The organism is Candidatus Dojkabacteria bacterium (assembly GCA_030583845.1).
Classification (GTDB): Bacteria; Patescibacteriota; Dojkabacteria; order SC72; family JAHDCA01.
Genome location: CP129478.1, coordinates 109465 through 126156, shown reverse-complemented (window position 1 = coordinate 126156; position 16692 = coordinate 109465). Strand labels below are relative to the sequence as shown.

The window sequence follows — 16692 nt, the reverse complement described above, 5'->3', positions numbered from 1 at the left end:
TATATTACTGCCTAGACATGTTCGGTTTCGCTAAAAAGTCTGAAGACACGCAAGATCAGTCGATCTTCTTCCATGAGGATTACGCCTTTAAAGATGTAAATGAAGCATTAGTTGGCCGCAAAGGTCGAAGCCTCTTTCAGCTCAGAAGCATGGACATCCCTACCCCAGGGTTCTTCGTTATCTCTCCAGAAGTTTACAAGAAATTCTTGCTCAAAGCATTTGACCATAAGCTAGAAAATGTAATCAAGAATGCGAAGGAGCCCGATATAAGCAAGCTCGAGAAACTTATACTCGAGGCTGAGTTTGACAGAGATTTCTACGAAGAATTGCTGCGTGCATATTCACGACTCTCTGGATTCTCAAATGCCTGGGTAGCAGTTCGCTCCTCCGTCGTATATCCGAAAGATCCTGGCGTATCATTCTCGGGTGTATTTGCGACTGAATTAAATGTCCGCAATATCAACGCGCTGGTCGAATCGGTCAAGCATGTCTACCTATCACTTTTCCGAGATAGTGTCGTCGCATATGCAGCCAACCACTCTGTCGACCTTACCGAGGTACAGATGGCGGTCGTAGTACAGAAAATGATCCAGCCGGAGGTATCTGGAGTGGCATACACTGTTGACCCAATCACAAACGATAGTAAGAAAGTCAGCATCGAAGCAGTATTCGGACTTGGAGATGTAATCGCTGACGGTACAATTACCCCAGACCAGTACCTGCTGAACAAGAAGAACCTTGAAATTCTCGAGAAGCATATCTCCCCTCAGGACTGGATGAAGATTCGCAATCTCTCACAGGATCGTAAGCCTGGCCAGAAGGTTGATCACCACAGGATCCAGATCTCGCAGGCTTGGAGTCACCAGCAGAAGCTTGAAGATAAGAATGTAGAGTTTGTAGCCAAAGTAGCTTTAATCGCTGAAGATCGCGTAGGATCACCACAGATTATTGAGTGGCTCTGGGAAAGCGGCACTGTTTGGGTACTCCAATCGAAGCCAATCATCGAGCCAGCTCCAAAGAGTGAAGAGAAAGAGGCTAAAGCTCAGATGCAGGCTGCGTCTGCCACTGAGGTTCCTGCAGAGCCAGTTATCAAAGATCCGCTCGAGACCAGTGACAGCACTCAAGCGCCTAAAACAGAAGAAAAGGCTCCAGACACAGTATTCGATGTAGCAGTCGACATAGTCAAAGAGGAGAAGCTTAAAGAGAAAGCCATAATTGGTACAGTAGTTGCCTCGAAGATGGCTGAAGAAGCCGCAGAAGATAGGAAGCTCGCCAAAAAAGATGTAGAAGAAGCCAAGAAGAAGGCAGTCGGTGCAAAGGTTGATGATCTGTACACCGTCGAAGAGACTCGACTAGATCGCGAGACAGCCGAGCTGAAGGAAGAGGTCGAGCAGATGCCAAAGAAAGAGGCTGTCGAGGAGTATAAGGAGCGAGAGAAAGATGTGAAGACATTGGAGAAGCTGAGCGAGAAATTCCGCCAGATGAGCGAGCGAGCAGCCCAGAAGAATGAGAAGGCCAAAGAGAAAGTAGAAAAGAAACAGGTTGGTAAGCTTCTTGACCTAGGTGTGAAGTCTGTGAAAGACAATATGGAGTTCCTACTAACAGGAATCGGAGCGAGTGCCGGTGCAGTTACTGGTGAGGTCAAAGTAATCGGCGACAAGGTGCCAGATAAGCTGATTGTGACAAAAGGGACAATCCTGCTGCTCAAGAAGTTCTCACCAGACATGGAGAAATATATCTCTGAAGCTGGCGGTGTATTGATGGATGAGGGTGGATTGACAAGCGACGTGGCCATACTTTGTCGCGAGCTTGAAGTCCCAGCAGTAGTCGGCACAGGCCTTGCCACGACATTGATAACTGAGGGTGAAGTGGTAAAGATTGATGGTACTGTTGGAAGCGTCTACCGAGTCCTTCGCGAGAAGCCAGAAGACCAGCTGCAGAATGCTATTGCACAAACGGGAGCTGTAGATAACGCTCAATCAACACCGTCGAAACCTGATCAGGTTGTCAAGATGGCAACCGCTACCAAGGTAATGTTAACACCAGAGTATGGCGCAAGGGTTGAGAAATATAACGACCTGAAAGATGTGACCGATGGCTACGGCCTACTCGATCTTGATATGGTGATGGTAGAAAAAGGTCGTCACCCACTCGCCTATGCCGAGGAGAAGAAATACCGTGAATATTCAAAAGATATTGAAGTAATGATCGATGAGTTCTCTGATGTAGCCAAAGGCAATGAGGTTATTGTATCACTAGGCTCAGGCACAGTAGGCATGTTCCGCGAGCTAGTTAAGGGTACATCGATGGAAGGGAAAGATCTCCCCGACGAGATGAATGGTGTCGCCCGCTATATGCAGAATACTCGACTCTTTGAGAAAGTAATGCTTACACTGAAGCGAGTTCGCAACGTGTACAAGAGCCGCAACGTCTCTATCGCCCTTCACTCGCCAGTTAATGGCAGCCTATTGAAAGATATCAAGAAAGAGATGTCGGCAGCCGGATTGCGACGCACAACCACACTTATGATATATGCAGTGATCGACCGCCCATCTGAAGTGATACTTGTCGACGACATATTGGCAGCTGGCGTTGATGGTGTAATTATCAATACCCCATGGCTGGCTCGACAGATGCAAGGCTTCTCAGTCCATGAGAAAAATGTCCGCTATGACCTAAGTGTTGGCAGCGTCGCCAAAATATTGGAGAGCATACTGGCACAGACCCGCGGCTCTAAGCAGCGTGTCTATATAATCGCCGAGGATGATCCAGCCCTGATCAAGAAGGCTGTGGAATGGGGTGTCTACGGAGTGATGGTAAAGCCAGAGGCTTACATGGAAGCAAAGCGAGTGGTCGCGGAGACCGAAGCAAGAATGGTGATGAAGATGTAGGCTTCGACTTTGTTAGAGTGGTTGTCCAAAGTGTGGTCATCAAAGATTGGAGTAAAATTAATGCCGTAAAAGGTTGTTTTTGTCATGGAATTGTTGCAGAACCCATAGTATAATATGGTCGTGCTCTAAACGTAGAATTAATCAATTGCGCAGAGGAGTAAATATGGCAACAATCGTATACACAGAAATTCTGATCTACAATGGTGAGTCTCTGGTGACTCGAGAGAATGAGTTACATATAGCAGACGATTGGGGATTACAGATGGCTACTATGGAGGCGGGCGGTAATCAGCACACAGAGCTTACCCTATTCAGGGGCGAACACGATACGCCGAGTATGCAGGAATGCCGTTTATACTTTTACCCGTATGACATCTACAAAGTAGTTGTAGTTGAGGCTCTTGACGAGCTCACACAAATACAGGTTGTGTATGAAAGAGATCAATTTGGACTTGCTCTTAAGGGTACTGATTACAAAGGTATAGTGCCGCAGCATAATGTCATGGACGTAGGCATCAATTTCGTACCAAAAGGAGCTAGAGTCGCAAGATTGTTCTATCCTAATCGTCTGGATCTGGAACAGTTGGAGGGAAATCTCAAAAAGGATTACTCTGGTGATCCGCTGTTTGGTCTATCGTAGAGCTGTAAACAGTCTACGGCTCATAAACGTTCAGTCTAGTTGTGGGAATATGCCAGCTTGAAGTCTTGAAGAAATGCGCCAGCCGATGAATATCCAAAATTCTCAAACGCTCGCATGAATACTTCACGAACACGACTAGCTACTGCCGGGCTCAACCCAAGCCTATCAATTACAGATAGCCGCGCTTCGGCATTTTGATAGTGCATCATGACTTCAAATCTATCTGAGTCAGGATCCAGATTCATAGGTAGCCTTCCGAGTATCAGCTCAAATGCTGTAACTGCATACGAGTAGACATCATCTTCATGCTCTGGATAGAAACCATACTTCCCTTGATTATCACGATAGCTTCTTGCCCCACTTGTAATTTTAGATGAGGCATACTCTTGTGTGCAAATAATTACATCCGTGTACCCCAACGAAGCCACTGCGGCAGCCCATATGTTATACTCCAAACATGAAAAAGACCCCCATGATGGAACAATATTTAGGCGTCAAGAGGCAATATCCTGACAAGATTGTGCTGTTTCGGATGGGTGATTTCTATGAGACATTTGGCGATGATGCCAAGCTGGCCTCTAAAGTATTAAATATCACATTAACTACCCGCGACAAAGCTACCGACCCTACCCCACTTGCCGGTTTCCCACACCATGCGCTTGATCAATATCTGCCCAAGATCATCAAATCAGGCCACAGCGCTGTTGTTGTTGATCAGCTTGAGGATCCTAAGCTGGCCAAGGGAGTAGTTAAAAGAGGTGTCACTCGAGTAGTCACGCCAGGTACGCTTGATGGCGATCTGGCCGATTCGCGCAAAAATCCATATGTGATGGCTGTCGTGCAGGATAAGGAAAAGATCGGCGTTGCATTTGCAGATCTCTCAACTGGTGAATTTAAGATTACTGAGATTCCGCTGAGTCGGGATTCATTAAATTCATTAATTGCGGCGCACGACCCTGTAGAGATTTTGCTTCCGGACTCCGAGACTTCATTAAAATTTAATGAAATCCCTGTGCAGCTTATCAGCGCTGCAGAGAGCAAGCCAGCCGCCGCTGAGAAGACGCTCAAAGAATTCTATAAAGCGAAAAGCTTGGATTCGCTTTTTATAGCGGACTATAAGTTAGCGGCCAGAGCTGCTTCCATGCTTATCAGCTATATCTTGGATACGCAGAAAATGAACCCAGAGCATATCAGCAGACCGCAATACTTCTCGACTCAGGGCACGATGGTTCTTGATCGAGCGACAATCCGCAACCTCGACCTGGTGCAGAACTCCTACACTGGGCAATCTCACGACACACTGCTTGAGGTGCTCGATGACACTCGTACTGTCATGGGCAGGCGTATGCTCTACTCTTGGGTAATTAATCCGCTGCTTAATCTTCATGAAATTAATGAAAGGCATGAAGTTGTCGAGTATTTTCACAATGACTTTGAGCTACTTAATGAAATCCGCAAGCTTCTATCTGAAGTAAGCGACACAGAGCGAATTGTCGGCAAAGTCGGTCTAAACAGAGCCTCAGCGCGCGACTTGAAAGGGTTGCAGCTTTCATTGCAAAATATGCTGCAAATATCTGATAGATTAGCAGAGCATAGCGAGCTGCTTGAGAAATTTAAATTCGCCCAGCTCTTCTCCGACGAAAAACTCCCAATAAATAGCCTGATCACCCGCCTTGACTCTACAATCTCGGATTCACCACCTACTACGATAAGTGAGGGTGGAATTGTCAAAGCCGGTTACAGCCCAGAGGTAGATGAATTAAGATCACTGGCTGGCAGCAGCAACTCAGGCCAGAAAAACGAGTGGGTCCAAGAGATGGTTGAGGTCGAGAAAGCGAAGACCGGCATCCCATCGCTCAAGATCGGATTCAACAAGGTTTTTGGCTACTACATAGAAGTCACTAATGCGCATATTGATAAAGTCCCCGGCTACTATATCCGCAAGCAGACTTTGGTAAATTGCGAGCGCTTCATTACCGATGAGCTGAAGAAGAAAGAAGAGGTGATCCTTGGCGCTGAGGAGAGGCTTTTCAAGCTCGAGTACAATATCTTCCAAGAGCTGCGGGAAGAGCTGCTCCCCTACCTCACAGCGATCAAGCAGCTATCTCATGAGACTGGCAAGCTTGATGTCCTGGCCGGGTTTGCAAATATTGCGCGGTCAAATCTTTACATCAAGCCTATCATGCATGATTTTGGTGTGCGCGACGGAGTTTTAAAGATAGCAGGTGGCCGCCACCCTGTAGTCGAGAAGATCTCAGATGATGAGTTTGTATCAAACGATGTCGATGTGACAATCATGGGCAATCGCATGGCCATCATCACCGGCCCCAATATGTCGGGTAAATCAACCTATATCCGTCAGATCGCACTTATCGTCTTGATGGCGCAGATCGGCTCATTCGTGCCAGCAAATGATGCTGAGATCTCGCTGGTCGATCGTGTGTTCTCACGAGTAGGTGCTTCAGACAATCTGAGCCAGGGACGGAGCACATTTATGGTGGAGATGGAGGAAGCGGCAAATATATTGAATAATGCGACCGAAAACAGCCTGGTGATACTGGATGAGGTGGGTCGAGGTACAAGCACCTACGATGGTGTAAGCATTGCATGGGCTCTCTCCGAGTATCTTGTGAGTCGAGTCAAGGCTCGCACACTGTTTGCTACCCATTATCACGAGCTGCTGAAGCTGGCAGCCGAGCACCCTGAATTTGTCCGCAACTACAATGTGATGGTGAGCGAGGATGAGGAGAAAGGCGAAGTAACTTTCATGCGGAAGATCGTCGAGGGTGGTACTGATCGGAGCTACGGCATCTATGTAGCGCAGCTGGCTGGATTGCCTGAGGAGGTGGTAACGCGAGCGAATGAGATCCTCTCTACTCTATCAAATGGCAAGGGCGAGTCTGATGATGAGCAGATAGCAGCAGCGACTAAGGGGAAATCGAGCAAAGCAGCTAGCATTGATCAATTATCATTCTTCTCTGCGCAGGAGTCGGAGCTTATTAATGAGTTGAAAGGGCTGGATCTAGATGGGATGACGCCGGTGGAGGCGCTGAATAAGCTGGTGGAGTTGAAGAGGAGGTTTGAGTGATGGGTGGACCAAGTAGTGAGAGATTAGAAAACCTGGCAGTTGAGTACGGAGAGAAGAGTGAGCGATTTCCCCTCGAGCTGTACATGGAAGAATTCAATCGTGCACCATGGGTCAAGCATAATGATGGAGAAACAGCATACTACTCGGCAGTTGTTCCCTTGATGGAGGAGATGATTATGGAGTATGAAAATGGAAATGAATCTCTTGAGATGATTGAAAAATCAAGGGTTATAATCTTTACTGGGTTTACAGGGCTTGAACAGGATGGGAAGTTCGGTACAGCTCAGAATGCATGCTACGGAGTAATGGACACAAATAGGAATATGGCGATGCTGGTTGTTACTGATCAAGGCTACTTCCTGCTGTATCGGAATTATGAATTCAGAGCACCAGTGTTACTGTCATCTATCGATGTAGATCCTGTGGCTAGCTTCGGTAAATTGTATGAAAGCGTCGCAAGTGACGAGGGTATAGAAATACTCGCTGGGAACCTCAAGCCAAGTCGGTTTACTGGCAGGATCTTCGACTTCGGGGAGTACAACAGTAGGCTAATTGTCTCGAAAGAGATATTTAATAGCTGGTTTATGAAATTGAACTGGCCTGTTGAAGCGGAGTAATGTTCTCAATGTAATTTCGTTGCATCTAATGCAAACTACAAGTAGTGTATAATCCCTATATGTATAAACTCTAGGCTGCCCACTTTGCTTCGCAATATGAAATAGTCTTAAGGTAGTGGGTTATGGAAGTCCAATTGTCTCCATCCTGCTAAACGAGTATGAGCACCGACCTGGAACACACACACAATCCAAAGCCGAATATACGAACTGTAATCAGTTATGAGTATAAGGGGGTAATCGAGAAGTCCCTACCACTATTCCAAAAAGGGATGGATGAATCTACCACTCTATTAGCATTGTTGACACAGCGAAATGCATATGAAATTGAGTGGGACTTTTATCATAATGATAGGTATACAATTCCACCGGTACTCTATACCGAGATTGATTACCGAGAGTGCATCTATTTTATAGCCCCAAATGCCTTTGGTCTTTGTTCTGCCGAGGCATTTCATGTGGTTGAATTACCTAGATCCAAAGGCCAGAAGCGGGCCTATGTATATGCGTGTAAGGGTATGCCTGGCATAAGATACTTTAATCCTGATGTAGTAGATGCTGTCGCTACGCTAGAAGAGCTGGTCAGTGGCATGAACTACGGACATGGAACTTTGAGCACAGCTGCAGTTACTCCTGTGGGGCACCCTATTCAGGGTTTGAACTTTAGAGGGAGAGTACCTCGTGGAAGCTCAAAACAGAGGGGAACTGGAGAAACCAATTGGTATAGTATTCTTCACCCAGCCATTAAGGGCTACTGTTAGGCGATTAGATCTCCAGCCTATGCCCATTCTCCTTCAGCCACCTCCGATGCTGCTTATAATCCGGATAGATCTCCCCCACCAAATTCCAGAAGCTCTTCGAATGATTCTGATGCCTTAGATGCGCTACCTCGTGGGCGACCAGATAGTCTACTACCTCCATCGGAGCCATTATGATACGCCAGTTGAAGTTTAGATTGCCCTTGCTGCTGCATGAGCCCCAGCGAGTCTTGGCATTTGAGAGCTTGATCGATTGGTGCCTAAGCCCGGCTAGGTCGCAGAAATGCCCTACTCTATCGGCCAGAATTGTACGTGCTTCACTCTTGTACCATTTTGTGAATGCCTCGCGCGCTTTCGGCTGCTTCTCGGCATGGAGGATGAAGTCTTGGTGCAGGTCTAGCGGCTCTCTTAGTGTGAGCCCATATTTGGTGACTGCGCTTGGAGGGATTATTTGCAGGCTGTAAGTCTCGCCGAGATACTCGAATTTTTCACCCTCATTAAATCTGTGCGCAGGGCGTTCTCCGCTGCGGCGCTGCTGTAGAGCAAGCTTCTTGCTTATCCAGCCGGATTTCTCCTCTAGGAATTGGTCGATCTGCTGCTGTGGGAGGCGGTGAGGTGCTTTGACAATGACGTCGGCGTTTTCGGTGATGCGGATAGTAAGGGAGCGGCGTTTTTCTCGTTTGAGGGTGTAGTTTAGTTTCATACTCGGTAAATTATACAGGATTGATATTTTGAGCGTGTAATGGGTATGTAATGGAGATGGAACATCTCCGATTATTTACAGATAGAGACTATGGGGTATGCAAATAGTTAAATTATTCCTAGTGACAAATGATGTCGGAGTTTGGTGGCGATACAACTAAAGGGCTAGAAAGAGATGGATGTGAAACCGAGATTGTACATGAAGGCGAAGGGTGTGTTCTCGCTTGTTATACGTCGCTCAATGGCGATACGGTTGGGATAGATGAGTTATCGCCATATCTGTACGAAGGTTGTAATAAGGTATATGTGCATCTTCTACTTGATAACGGTAAGGTTAGATTACTCGACATATTTGTCCCGAACTTGTCCGGCTGTGGACTTGATGGGCATAGTATAACGGCCCCCCTGTCTGATGAATTCAGACAACGTTCCCAATATGCATATGCATCAGCTCTCAAGCATCATGAAGCTATCCAGTATCTAAGTTTTGATGAGATACAGTTCTAGATTTCACTTTACTCAACCATAATCCTTCACTACATACAATATAAGCATGGGCGAAAACGGGAGCCATCGCTACTACGGTGATAGATCGGAAATGCAATTTCCACTCAGAGTGGGAGAGCGCGAGCTGCCTTGGAATTATGCCTCAACCGAGATATATCAGCTATCATACAAAGACTTGGAACTGGGCGGTCGGACAGAGCGATACCGCATATATTATTGTGAAGAGATTGAGCCCGATAACATGGGTCTCACTTGGGAGGTACCGGAGGTTCTCAGGGAGTTTGATCGACGCGAAAGCATGGGCTATTTCTTGCTGTATCAAGAAGTGGGCAAAGAGCTGGCGTACGTAACTGCTGGCGCGTTGGATCGTAGGTGGGAAGTAATCTTGAGCTTCTCTTCTCACTATCTCGCTAATCAAACGGTTGTTCGAGTGTGCCACAGGCTAATGTTTGAGTATGCACAGGGTATGCGACGAAACGGTGATGATCCGAGATGGCGAGGTGTACGTGGTTGAATCTGCAATAGACTTATAGTATAAATCAAGCCATGATAAATAGTTATGGCCAGATGAGTACTGAAGAACTTTACGGACACGTTGACGAGCATTTCCGTGATAGAGAAGCTCAGTACGAAGGCATACATACAATACTAAAAACAGAAAGGCCAGATAGCTGGGGTGGGTTTGCTATTGGACCAGACACATTTGGATGGACAAGATATACGCTTAGGCCAGACAATGCCGAAATGATGCCACAGTACGAGAACGACTCTTCTCTATCTGCTGTAAGGCTATATAGAGTACTGAACGCACAACAGGATGAGTTGTATGTGATCATTTACGCGATGGGAAGCAAAGTCGAGCGTGTACTGTGCAATCCTCAAATGATCGACCTCACGCCTTTCCAGATTCAAACAATAATGAACGAGATGCTTCTCGAGCATATACAAAACCAAAGAGGATCAAGATAGCCCATTTCACAACCCACCCCGCCTCTGCTATATTATATCTGCAATGAAAACAACTCATACAGATAAAGAGCCACAACGTCGAGACATTGAGAATCCAGTCCGACCAGTTGGCTCAAAGCAAAAGCCTTTCCTTCTACCGTATCGCCGACAAGTGGTCGGACGCAAAAGACACCTACTCATCCCCTTCCTCGCCATAGTTATCGTAGCCATACTCTCTTTCGTCTCCAGCAGCCCCGCATATGCCGCCACGACAGTTAAGACCTCTGCATACACGCCAAACAAGGTTGACGGCTCCACAATGTATGTAAACGATGTCTTCACCTCGGTTATCACATTTGAGAGTGATGCAACCATTGCCACATGCAAGGTGTCATTTAACTGGGGAAGCGGTGAGACAGGACAGTACAACGGCACACTTTCCGCGGGTGTCCCAGATGAAGATGACCCAACCATGCTGAGCTACTCCTGTACCAACAATATTAACCGCACACTACTCGACCCTGTTGCTACATACAGTGTCAGGTTCTGGGTATATGACCCAACAAGCTCCCCGCTCATCAATGGCCAGACACTCAACACAATCACCGTAGATGGTGAGGCACCCCGCAGCACTCTGACCGCCCAGATCACCAATGCCAACGGTGCCGACAACCCCGATTGGAAGATCCAGATGACAGGTACAGTAACTGAGCCGAGCAATGCCAACTATCTGGAAGACCGGGTTTGCTCATTTAGATATTTCGCCAACAACCAGTGGATTAGTGCAGGGACAGCAGATGCAACCCGCAGCGGTACATGTAGCAAGACGCTCGACGTAAGTGATGCCAGCCTTACCGTTGGCACATATGCCCTGATGGTAGTCACAGAAGATGCTTTCGGCCATGCCGAGGTGAAAAGCACAGGTGACGCCTCTGTCGCTGTAACAGCTGCCATGCTTGGTCAGGCTGATACTCCTGCCGCTCCAGCTGCGACCCGGGATGAGCCTACTGTCGAAGAGGAAGAGATCCCTGAAGGGATAGACCCTGCAGACTTGGGTGGAGTGATAACTGATGAGGGTGATGAGGTAGATGAGGATGAGGTAACGAATAAGGGGCTAGAGACTGATGACTTGAAGGTGGTGAATGGTAGCGAGGTAAATGTAAGGCTATGGACTGTACTCTTGGGGCTGAGTGCGGTGGGATTGGTGTTTAGTGTGTTCTTGATGGTGCGTAGGGGGTGGTTTGGGTGGATTGGTAGGAGATTTAGGAGGGGGAGGGTTGACGAGCACTTGGCTTAATGATGTAATGTACTGATTTAACTTTGCAGATTTACAAGTATGCACAGTTCATACATTGAGGGTTTTTTGTTGTATCCGCAAACAAGAAGGAAATTGTTAAATCCTAGAAGGTTTTTAAGAATATTGATGGCTAAGAAGTATCCTTGGCAGTTTTAGACGCTGAATGTGAGAATTGGCGAATAATTACCCTTGCACTTGTGGGCGAAACTGAGTTGGAAGGGGATTATTTTCTGGCGAATCGATTAATAGATAGCTTTTTTGGTAATGCTGACACGCCGCAACTATTAACCCTCAAAGATTTTTCATTGTATGTCTCTGTTATTGGTAGAGTATTGAAAAGGATGCCTCATAGCTACCTATGTGAAATACGTTCTCACGAAATTAATGCAGGTGGCCCATACACCTTTGATATCGCAACTAACTTGCTTGTGTATAATGCCTTAGTGCCGTTTGGCGTCAGATTGTCCCCGTTGGAAATTTGGATTAACTCTAGGCGAGGTAGAATGGATAAAATCACGGAGTCTTTATATGAGGTGGTTGTACATGGTAATACTAAAGGTATAAATCATCTTCTTAACGGTTTTATCTGTTTATCAAAGTGGCTCGATCTTACTTGGGTTAATGATTATGAAAGACCACGAAAACTTGAAGACAACAGCAAGAGTATCGCACAAAGCATTGCAACGAACTGTATAAGGAATGTAGCAGAATGTGATAGAGAGTTACTGCATGATATCTCACAAGGAGCACTCATGTCTGAAGTTGTTTCTTTCTATCTCTTTGTAATCTCGAAAGAAGTTTTATCAGAAACACCCAACAGTTGCCTACAGTGTGAATATGGTCGTTATATATTTTGGGGCGTAGTGTTATCAACACTTCTAGATTGGAAAAAAGATAAAGATATGCCTTTGAAGAAGTATAGTGGGACCGTCGTCTCTTCAGTAATAAAATATGCCTATAGCCAGCTTTTAGTATTGGAGCCAAGATCAAATGATACGATTACAAGGGCAATAAGGTTGCACCAAGCTACGCAGAACATGAGCGAAGAAATGGAACTCGACATCTACAAGCCCATCTATGAACCACTTTTAATAACAAAACCGAAGCTGCGTGGTAATAGTACGGATTTTGGTCGATACTTTGTTTGCAGAAAGATGTTAGATGACCTAGGTGATGGCATTGACTCTGTTGATTTCACTTTAGAAGGCGTAACAGCATTTCTTGGAAGATTCAGCAGGCAACTCGCAAGCCTAAGTGGGTACTTCAATGATTACTACAAATACCAAGAAATGAAGTATACGCAGAAAAACTTGGTCAACGAGATAATCTATTTTCAAGCACATATCCAAGAGCCACCTGATTAGCTTGCTATCAGCAAGATCTTGTATTCGTAAAATTTTGAAAATATTATGTCCGGTTCTCATTTTACATTCCCATATATAGATCACTTTCCATTCTTTATTTTCAAGAATCTGTCTTACCGAGGTGTCTCTAGACATATTCTAGGCTCTTTGTTAGTTGTCTGTCACTATTTTTGAGTTGCATCGACGTATCTTACAAACTGACCAAGCGAATAAATTCCTTCTCTGTACTCCTTAGGATAAGTGTTTATATATTCTTTTGGAACAACAAGTTTAACATTGTAGCGCGTCATTTCTTTCATCTGATTGGAAGATATTCCCTGCTGTAATGTAAATAAATGTTTTACTTTGATTCTGTCAGCTTCATTCAAGATCTGTCTCCATCTGTCTTTGCATGTTGTTTTCGCTGCAAGAAAAACAAGCTTATTCTGATCAAATAAAAAATTGTGATATGCTTCCGGGCTTGGGAAGATGAAATCAGGCTTTTTGTGCTCTTCTGTTACAGTCTGCTCACTGAATTTCAAATCAAAAGTTGTAAACATATTTGAAAGGTGATGCTCAAGTGACTTTCCAGCTCTACTTTTTCTTCTATTTAAAATGCTGTTCGCTGTTTGTATGAAAGAATCTACATCCTTAAAAGGTTGCCCTATGATGTTTGAATATCTATTATTCTCAATAGTTTTAAATAACTTATACTCTGTATCAAGCCATCTCAAAAGCTCCTTATCTGGATTAGATTTGACATCAATTGTAGATATTCCAGAAACCTGCATAATTATTTTCCTAGCATTATCTGCAATCTCGGTTGTAAGAGGGAAATCAACGCTGATAGTACCTATGTAAGCCTCAAACATCTTCATAAGCTGATCTTCAACACTTACAGTATTTGTTTTAGGAATGATTTTATTTGTTTCCTGTGGACTTATGCCGAATGCACTGAAGAAGGTTTCTATCTCATCATCACTTGAAAGTACAAACGCCTCGTAGTACTCATCTGTCTGTTTAGTAAGAATAAGAAGGTTTCCAACGCTTTCCTCTGTTAAAAACGGAAATCCTTTGCCGAACCTTGTAAGTCTGTATTCATCTCTTGTACCGACCCCATAGTAGATAAACCTGCTGTCTGTTTCAAAATCTCCCTGCCATTTTATCTTTGCAAATTTTTCACTATTTTCACCTTTGACTCCTTGAGTCTCAAAAAAAAGAGGGTATGAGTTCTTATGTAGATGGAATCCACTTTGATGACCTCCAGTTACTCCAGCATCGTTTGAAGTTATAAATTTCGAGAAAGCTACAGAACCTCTTTTAACAGCCTCAATTGCCTGACCTGCAAAATTATTTTCTAACATATCCTAATGATTTAACAACTGAATTAGCTAAGTACTCCATTAAAGGAACAACTACAGCATTTCCGAACTGCTTATATGCTTGTGTATCGGAAACAGGAATTATGAAATCCTCAGGGAAACCTTGAAGTCTTGCACATTCTCTTGGGGTAAGCCTTCTTGGGTTTTTACCTTCCTGAGGGATAAGAATCTCTGATCCATCTTTGTAATACCTAGCACTTAAGGTTCTAGTGATTCCATTAAAATCAGCAAGCCCATAACCAAATCCATTACCCTTTTCTTTATGTTTTTTCGCATAGTTTTGAAGATACTCCCACAGTTTATCAGTAAGTGTATATTTAGGGTCAACCTCTTTTTCAAGAATATCTGAGAGCCTCACTTCTTTTTTAGGTAGCTCTGGAAATTCAAAATTCTCTTTGCCTTTAAATACTTTATTATCAAAAGCTACAATAATTGTTCTTTCCCTGTGCTGTGGGACAAAATGCTGTCCGTCATTAACTTTATAGTATGGTATGTAATCAAGCTCTTTTAGTGTGTTGATTATTACTTCGAAAGTCCTTCCTTTATCATGTGACATAAGGTTCTTCACATTTTCGAGAAACACGATTTTAGGCCTCTTCACTTCAATAATTCTTGCGATGTCGAAAAATAATGTTCCCTTTGTTTCATCAAAGAAACCGTGACCCCTGCCCAAACTCTGCCTTTTTGAAACTCCAGCGATTGAAAAAGGTTGGCATGGAAATCCTGCTAGTAAAATATCGTGATCAGGTATATTTGTGGCATCAATTTGGGTAATATCGCCAGCAGGCGTCTCACCGTAGTTAGCTTGGTAGGTTTTAACCGCATACTTATCAATTTCAGAAGAAAACAAAGAGCGCCCGCCTTGCCTCTCAAAGGCAATTCTAATTCCTCCAATACCTGCGAAGAGGTCAATAAAGGTAAATTTTACACCTTTGACTTCAGCGTGGGATTCAATCATTGTGTTAGAAGGCATTCCAAATTCTTTCCGCGGTTGTAAGAGACTTTCAATCTTTATCTCAAGGGCGCTACTTATTTTCATAATGGTATCGAGAGTAGGATTTTGATACACACCGCTCTCAAGCTTGGTAATTGTTGAGTAATTTACCCCAGATAAGTCGGCAAGCTCTCTTTGAGTTAGACCTTTAAATTCTCTCTCTTGTTGTAATTTCTGTGATAAATACATAACGGTTTCAATTTAGTGATATATTATACCCAGCGGTGAAATCTTTCAACTTGAGTTGCTCTATAATCTTTCTGGAGACTGAGGCCAGCTGGGTATAGCCTTCTACGCCAGTTAAACGGAAACATCAGCGTTGCCTCATTTACTTCTTAATATGTCGCAACCCTATAGCGTTATGTTATTACTAGCGGTATAATCCCGCATGGATAAAACGCTTACGAAACCTGAACTAAAAACAATCTCTCCCACCCTAGTGGGCTGGCTAGAACACAGACAAGAGCAAACAGAGAAGCCAGGAATGAGCCTCGCGGCATCGATGGGACTGTTGGGGCTTATTATCCAAGAATCCTATGGAAGTATGGAGTACGCAGGAGAATCTAATCGTATAATTGGTATGGCAAAGTTTGTTAGAGATTTTATTGATCACGATAATTTGCGTCAGACAGGTATTGAAGAACGTACCCCTTTTGATCTATTTGACCAGTTTAGAGCTACTCTGAGCTGCTTTTATGAGGAGTGCTATGAACTCGTAGATGGAGCACTTGTTCATGGCTACATTAATGCTAAAGATAAGGCGAAATCGCGAGGTGAGTGTATGACAGCGCAGGAGGCTCAGAGACGACTGTTAAAGACGGCCTCAGTCAAACTTTCTCGTTACAATATAGCATGGGAGTTTATCGGAGAAGAAGAGGAGGCCGAAGAAGAGCTGTACATTGCTATGACCCGCAGACTCTTTATGCATCTGTTTAACACCAAACAGGCACTACACTTTATCTCCAAGGCTAACCTTTCAAAGCCAGAGGGAATAGTTGAAGATCTGACAAGGTCGAGAATGGGTCTAATCAGCGTCAAGATTTTTCCATTTGGAGATCACTTTGAGTCAGCTTTCAGGATGGCAGGAACTCAAACGCTCCATTAAAGCAGCGTCAACTTAAGCCAGTACTCAAACCTCCCCCACTGTGCTAACATATACCATACATATACATAAATTATTACCATCACAAAATGGCAGAGAAAAGACTTACACGCTCCTCATCAGATAAAGTAATCGCAGGCGTCTGCGGCGGACTAGGAGCATACTTCGGACTCGATCCAATGCTTGTACGAGTACTATTCATCGTTGCAGCATTCTTCATGGGTGCTACCTTCTGGATCTACCTCATCCTCTGGCTAATCCTCCCTCTTGATACAGCTAAGTCAGGCAGTGACACAGTTTCCACAGGTGCAAACGAGATGGCAGAGAAAGCCAACGAGGTGATGAAGGGTGTTGAGAAGGGTCTTAAGGGTGACAACGGCAAGAAATAGCCCCACCTATTAGCTAACCTGCAAATATTAAACAGAT

General features: G+C 44.6%; 16 protein-coding genes. 12 read left to right on the top strand and 4 right to left on the bottom strand.

Annotated elements, in window-relative coordinates; genetic code table 11:
- Nucleotides 1-17: 17 nt before the first annotated feature.
- Both QY318_00620 and QY318_00615 read left to right on the top strand, forming a co-directional pair.
- Complete coding sequence (locus QY318_00620; GenBank protein ID WKZ31264.1) at nt 18-2891, top strand: PEP/pyruvate-binding domain-containing protein; 2874 nt, start codon at nt 18-20, stop codon at nt 2889-2891.
- 163 nt (nt 2892-3054) lie between these two features.
- Nucleotides 3055-3531 (top strand): hypothetical protein, encoded by a 477-nt coding sequence (locus tag QY318_00615; protein WKZ31263.1) that lies wholly within the window; start codon nt 3055-3057, stop codon nt 3529-3531.
- A gap of 35 nt (nt 3532-3566) precedes the next feature.
- Here QY318_00615 and QY318_00610 read toward each other — a convergent pair whose 3' ends face one another.
- Nucleotides 3567-3986: a hypothetical protein gene (locus QY318_00610; protein ID WKZ31262.1), complete on the bottom strand. Its 420-nt coding sequence runs from the start codon at nt 3984-3986 to the stop codon at nt 3567-3569.
- Between the two features lie 2 nt (nt 3987-3988).
- Here QY318_00610 and mutS point away from each other — a divergent pair, with 2 nt between their 5' ends.
- The 3 genes from mutS to QY318_00595 all read left to right on the top strand — a co-directional run bounded on the left by mutS (nt 3989) and on the right by QY318_00595 (nt 7994).
- On the top strand, nt 3989-6619 hold the full coding sequence (gene mutS, locus QY318_00605) for a DNA mismatch repair protein MutS (GenBank protein WKZ31261.1): 2631 nt from the start codon (nt 3989-3991) through the stop codon (nt 6617-6619).
- Entirely contained in the window at nt 6619-7236 is a 618-nt protein-coding gene (locus QY318_00600; protein WKZ31260.1) for a hypothetical protein, read from the top strand. Before mutS ends, QY318_00600 begins: the two co-directional genes overlap by 1 nt.
- A gap of 158 nt (nt 7237-7394) precedes the next feature.
- A complete protein-coding gene (locus tag QY318_00595; protein ID WKZ31259.1) occupies nt 7395-7994 on the top strand; it encodes a hypothetical protein in 600 nt (199 codons plus the stop codon).
- 4 nt (nt 7995-7998) lie between these two features.
- Here QY318_00595 and QY318_00590 read toward each other — a convergent pair whose 3' ends face one another.
- Nucleotides 7999-8694, bottom strand: a complete 696-nt coding sequence (locus QY318_00590; GenBank protein WKZ31258.1) for a SprT family zinc-dependent metalloprotease — start codon at nt 8692-8694, stop codon at nt 7999-8001.
- 128 nt (nt 8695-8822) lie between these two features.
- Between QY318_00590 and QY318_00585 the strand changes: the two genes are divergently transcribed.
- The 5 genes from QY318_00585 (at nt 8823) to QY318_00565 (ending at nt 12809) form a co-directional block, all read left to right on the top strand.
- Entirely contained in the window at nt 8823-9200 is a 378-nt protein-coding gene (locus tag QY318_00585; protein WKZ31257.1) for a hypothetical protein, read from the top strand.
- A gap of 46 nt (nt 9201-9246) precedes the next feature.
- On the top strand, nt 9247-9714 hold the full coding sequence (locus QY318_00580; GenBank protein WKZ31256.1) for a hypothetical protein: 468 nt from the start codon (nt 9247-9249) through the stop codon (nt 9712-9714).
- A gap of 32 nt (nt 9715-9746) precedes the next feature.
- Nucleotides 9747-10169: a hypothetical protein gene (locus tag QY318_00575; GenBank protein ID WKZ31255.1), complete on the top strand. Its 423-nt coding sequence runs from the start codon at nt 9747-9749 to the stop codon at nt 10167-10169.
- A gap of 43 nt (nt 10170-10212) precedes the next feature.
- Nucleotides 10213-11445: a hypothetical protein gene (locus QY318_00570; protein ID WKZ31254.1), complete on the top strand. Its 1233-nt coding sequence runs from the start codon at nt 10213-10215 to the stop codon at nt 11443-11445.
- A gap of 143 nt (nt 11446-11588) precedes the next feature.
- On the top strand, nt 11589-12809 hold the full coding sequence (locus QY318_00565) for a hypothetical protein (protein ID WKZ31253.1): 1221 nt from the start codon (nt 11589-11591) through the stop codon (nt 12807-12809).
- 164 nt (nt 12810-12973) lie between these two features.
- Here the strand turns inward: QY318_00565 and QY318_00560 are convergent, their stop codons facing one another.
- Both QY318_00560 and dcm read right to left on the bottom strand, forming a co-directional pair.
- Nucleotides 12974-14152, bottom strand: coding sequence for a type II restriction endonuclease (locus tag QY318_00560; protein ID WKZ31252.1), 1179 nt, complete (start codon nt 14150-14152; stop codon nt 12974-12976).
- Nucleotides 14139-15353: a DNA (cytosine-5-)-methyltransferase gene (dcm, locus tag QY318_00555; protein ID WKZ31251.1), complete on the bottom strand. Its 1215-nt coding sequence runs from the start codon at nt 15351-15353 to the stop codon at nt 14139-14141. Before dcm ends, QY318_00560 begins: the two co-directional genes overlap by 14 nt.
- A gap of 199 nt (nt 15354-15552) precedes the next feature.
- Between dcm and QY318_00550 the strand changes: the two genes are divergently transcribed.
- Nucleotides 15553-16269 carry a hypothetical protein gene (locus QY318_00550; GenBank protein WKZ31250.1) on the top strand — a complete coding sequence of 239 codons (717 nt, stop codon included), beginning with the start codon at nt 15553-15555 and terminating at the stop codon, nt 16267-16269.
- A gap of 86 nt (nt 16270-16355) precedes the next feature.
- Nucleotides 16356-16655: a PspC domain-containing protein gene (locus QY318_00545; GenBank protein WKZ31249.1), complete on the top strand. Its 300-nt coding sequence runs from the start codon at nt 16356-16358 to the stop codon at nt 16653-16655.
- Nucleotides 16656-16692: the final 37 nt, after the last annotated feature.